A 4,894-nucleotide genomic window follows, 5' to 3' on the forward strand; every position below is an offset into this window, starting at 1 on the left:
AATGCACGTTGTCGCTTTGGCTTTGAATTTTCTGTAAGTAGCTTTGCAGTTGTGTTTTTTCTTTGCCTGCGAGCAGGGGGCCATCGGTCACTACGACCGGAATTTTACCGTGGTCGCGTTGAATTTTATGAATAAAATCGACGTAGGTTTTTACGTAGTGTGATTCCGTGGGCGGGGTGCCAGCTGATGCCGAGAAATCGTTGGTGCCTAAAGCTACAATGGCGATATCGGGGTGGTATTGGTTGTGGTCCCAGGTGAATGGTTGGCCATCTTTGGGCACGGCATAATCGTAAAAATCGGGTGCATTAACGCCATCGCTGATGCCATCCCAGGTACGCACTAAGCCTCTACCGCCATAACAGACAAGCTGTACTTGAGCGTTCATCATTGCGGCTAGCTGCATGCCATAACTTTGCTTTGCGCCCCACCAGCTATTATCGCTCTGGCAGGTACTTTCAAGGTTGGCTTGGCGATCGGCGGCTTCACCACAGGTAATAGAATCGCCAATGAGCAGTAATTTGCGTTGGGGCAGGGCGGGGGCATCTAATAATTCGCCGTGGTATAGCGTGAAATTGTACAGGGTCGAGACGCCGTGCCATGTTTCGGAGCGATTCAATAGGGTAATGGTATGGGCGGTACGTTCGGTATTGCCTTCTAAGAGTACGATATCTTCGGCTTTATCGGGCAGCTGAATTAAGCGTGCGGGTTGATCATCGACTTGAACTGAAAAATAACTTTTACCGTGTTCGCTTTTACCGAATAAGGTGATGCGCTCGGCATTGCTGCGCAGTTTAAACGTTACTCCTGGGTAGCCAACAATAAGGGCTTTATCGTCGGTATTGGCACTGCGCCCCATTACCTGAATGCGTGGGTCGCTGGCCGCTACGGTGAGCTTCGCCTTGCGCGCCTGTTCGATCCAGTTTTGGATTTTTGGCACGACAGCCTTAGCAATAATCTCTAAGCCTGCTGCGGTAGGGTGAATGTAATCGTCCATGAGCGCTTTGGGGATTTCGCCATTGGTGTCGAGAAAGTGATCGTTCACGTTGATATGAAATATGTCTTTATCATTGGCCAAAGCTGCAATGCCGTGGTTGACGGTTATCACCTGCTGGCGGCTTGGGCTATTTGCATTTTGATAAAACGGTAATACGTCGATGAGTAAAATCTTGGCGTGTGGATAGTTTTTTTGTAATTGCGCAAGGTTGGCTTTAATACCCAGAATAACGTCATCAGGCGATTGTTTTTCATGCAGAAAATTATTCACGCCAATCATCATCACGACGGCCGCGGGTTGAAGTTGCCCTTGGATATTGTGCTGTAAACGCCACAATAGGTTTTGCGTCATGTCGCCGCCAATCGCAAAATTCACCGCCTTGACATCGCCGAAGTATTGCTGATAAACCGCGTCGCGTCCTTCGCCCCAATCCCAGCTTTCGGTAATGGAATCACCGACAAAGACGAGCTCCACATCTGTATTCTGCGCGGCTGCGATGTCGTCGGTATGTTTTTGATACCACTGTGCAACACTCATCCAGGGGAATTCTTTAGTGCGCGGTATTGGTGTTACAGATACCGGTGCAGTTGACAGTATTTGTGTGGTTAAGGGCTTGTTGGGCGTAGGCTGGCAAGCCGCTAAGCACATTATTAGCCCGCACAAACTGAGTAAACAAAAAGGTATGGCCATTGCTAGATCCTTAAAGGGAGTGCCGCTAGGGTGGCTGCTATAGCGAACAGTTTCGCTGTCATAGCAAACAGTTATCGCGTGCATTATAGCGCTGGATAAAGCGATTTACCGATGCGCTATTTGTGAATTTGCGTCATTAATGTTGCGAGTAAAAAATCTTCATCAATGGGTTTGCCGATGTGGGCGTTCATTCCCGCTGCTTCGCAGGCCCTAATGTCTTTGGGGGCTACATTGGCGGTCATTGCGATAATGGGAAGCGCGCTGTGGCAAGGTCTCTCGCGAATGGCTCGGCTTGCTTGGTAGCCGTCCATTACAGGCATTTGAATATCCATCAATACGGCATCGACGTTTTGTTTCTTTAATAGGTTAACCGCCTCTAGGCCGTTGGTTGCCAATAAAACTTGGGCGCCATAACTTTCTAAAATTTGCTGAGCAAGTATTTGATTCATCTCGATATCCTCAACCAGCAGTAGTGTTTTCCCTGCGAGGCAATCATCTGTTACTGGAGGGGGGGCGGGTGTGCTGGGTTGTTGTTGTTGTTGTTGTTGTTGTTGTTGTTGTGAGGATGCCGCTTTTGAGGCTAGAAGCTGTTCGTCAAAGGCTTTTAGCGGCATTTGAGGCGAGGTGCCACTTTTGTCGTTAACTGTATTTCGGCGCGAGGCTGGGTGATGCGCGTCGGAAGCTTTGTCGCAGGTCATCGCGATAGTAATGGTGCAGCCTTGGCCTATGTCACTGCGAAGTGTGAGTGTACCGCCCATCATCGTAATGAGCTGATGGCTAATGGCGAGGCCTAACCCAGTGCCGCCATGGCTTCGGCGCATTGAGTTATCGGCTTGCTGAAAGGCTTGGAGCACAGAGGCTTGTTTTTCGGTGGCGATGCCAATACCCGTGTCTGTTACGGTGATGACTAGGTCGATTTGTTCTAACGTTTCACGCGTGACATGTGAGTGTATTGTAATGCTGCCGGCTTCGGTAAATTTGATGGCATTGCTACATAAGTTCAGCAATATTTGTTCTAAATGCAGGGCGTCACCCCAGATGAAATCGGGATGCGTCTCTTCAAGCTCGACTTTAAATGCGAGATTTTTTTGCTCGGCTTGAATGGAAAACATGGCTTCTACTTTGTCGTAAATACGAACAAGGTTGACTGGTTTTCGCTCGAGTTCGAGCTTATTCGCTTCTATTTTAGCGTAATCTAACGTGTGGTTGATGAGCGTGAGTAATGTATCTGAAGCTAATTTTACTCGCGTTAAAAAGCCTTGTTGTCGATCGTTGAGCGTTGTTTTTAAACATAAATTGGTGAAGCCAATAATGGCATTGAGCGGCGTGCGAAACTCGTGGCTAATATTGGCTAGGAAGTTTGTTTTGGCGCTGTTCGCCGCTTCGGCTTCTTGTTTGGCTTGCTGGAATTCAGCGGTTTTTTGGGCGACTTCGCGCTGAATGCGTTCGTTTATACCGGTTAGTACGAGCAGCAACGCTTGCAGCATAGCCGTGAGTAAAAAGCCTACGGTAAGAATCGTCCAGCTGGTCCAGTCTTTCGTGACGACCTTATATTCGGTGGTGGCGTAAAATTCCATTGCAAGCTTGCGTTGGCCAAAAGTGATATTGGTTGCAACGGTGTCGAACATGGGTAGCGGTTGCGTGCGGCTTTCGAGTAAGAGCGTGGGCGCATGCGGGGGCGTAACATCTTGAATACTAAAGCCTATGTGTTGTAGCGCGGCATCTTTCAGTATTTGGCCAAGTACTTTTTGAATGTCGAACACGCCGCTGATATAACCCCTTAGGTGCTTTTCGGCGTAGCTGGCGGAGTGAAATTGTCGGCGGTAATTTAGATCGAATATGGGTAAATACATAATAAAGGAGCGTCCTTCATCCTGCGATTGCGCAAGTACGATGGGCGCTGTGTTAACCGTTTTACCGGTCTTCATGGCGAGATCTAGGGCGGCGAAGCGCTCGGTATTGGCGCCTAGGTCTAGGCCAAAAGCCGCTAGGTTGGGGGGGAGCGGGTAGATAATAAGGACGGGATAGTAGTAATCGCGTTCTTTGGCTGTAATGAGCTCCCCGTTGAGGTCGAACTGGGTGAATTGAAAATTGGGATAACCTTCGGCTTGTACTTGAGCTTCTACGTGTGTGCGTTGTTCGTGAGGAATAACTTCTGTCCAGCCTATGGCTTTGAGAGCGCTGCTACCTGTAATGAGTACTTCGGTGATGCGGTTGAATTGCTGCCGGGTGATTTTGTCTGAGGTGCTGTAAAGCGCGGTATAGGCGAGTAATTTTTGCTGTGAGAGTAAAAAGCGCTCGTGTATTTTATTGTGCAGCTCGGTTGCGCCACGTGTGATCTCTTGGTTAATTGCGTTATTTTGAGCTTCTAGCGAGAGCCGGAATAACGCTAATACGCCCATAAAGATAATGACGGTTGGCCCGATAATGGTGAGCCGGTAGCGAATGCTGTGCGTGCTGCGCACCATAATGAGAATCAGGGGGGTGAACAATATCACGCCTATGGTATCGCCCACCCACCATGTCAGGGCGGTGAACAAGAGATTATCGGCACTGATGATGCCAAATAGTGTGAGTGTTGTTATACCAATAGTCGCTGAAGCTAGGCAGCACAAGGGCGCCACAATGAGTAGGAAGCGGTTGATTTGCGTCGGCGAGTCTAATATTGCTTTTTGGGGGAGTAGCTTGGTCCAGAGGATATAGCCCATCGCGACCTGTGTGACAGCGCCAAGACTAATGCAAAATGCCAGGGCCATGATGGCGGGGCTTAGAGCAGTAAAGTTATCACTAGCAACCCCTAGGTTTAAAAAAAACGACCCAAAGCCGGCGCCAATAAAGACCGCCCGCGATTTAAAAAGGATGGCGCACGCTAAAGCTACGCCGGCAGCAGGCCAGATGGCCGAAGCAAAGCCCGGTGGAATAGCAAGCCTCAGCCCGCATAGGCCAGCAATGTAATAGCCCAGGCAGGCGACGACCAAATGTAAGGCAGTAGACTTCATGCGACACGTCAATTTAAGGTCTCTTATTGAGTGTAGCTGAGTAAGTATGGTGTAGCGAAACTCCAGGCTCTGCCAGAGGTGGCAGGGCTTGGGGGCGACGTGCGACGTGGGTATTTAGCTGAGGAGAAGTGCGGCGGTAATTAAGCCACAGGCTGCGACGGTAATGCCTGCAATAAGCCATTTGTGGTAGGGCTGTAAGCCTGAGGTGTTA

At 49.4% G+C, this 4,894-nt stretch carries 2 protein-coding genes; both read right to left on the reverse strand.

What is annotated here, in order from left to right:
• Window positions 1-1,684 (reverse strand): GDSL-type esterase/lipase family protein (locus AC3A8L_RS19595; protein ID WP_487963959.1); only part of this gene is annotated, 1,684 nt, incomplete at its 3' end.
• A 116-nt stretch (window positions 1,685-1,800) separates the two neighbouring features.
• On the reverse strand, window positions 1,801-4,683 hold the full coding sequence (locus tag AC3A8L_RS19600) for a CHASE domain-containing protein (protein WP_487963960.1): 2,883 nt from the start codon (window positions 4,681-4,683) through the stop codon (window positions 1,801-1,803).
• Window positions 4,684-4,894 lie beyond the last annotated feature (211 nt).

The sequence above is a fragment of the Marinagarivorans sp. genome (assembly GCF_982758155.1).

Coding starts and splice junctions, on each gene's coding strand:
- AC3A8L_RS19600 (WP_487963960.1), bottom strand. CDS start 4,683: ATGAAGTCTACTGCCTTACATTTGGTCGTCGCCTGCCTGGGCTATTAC.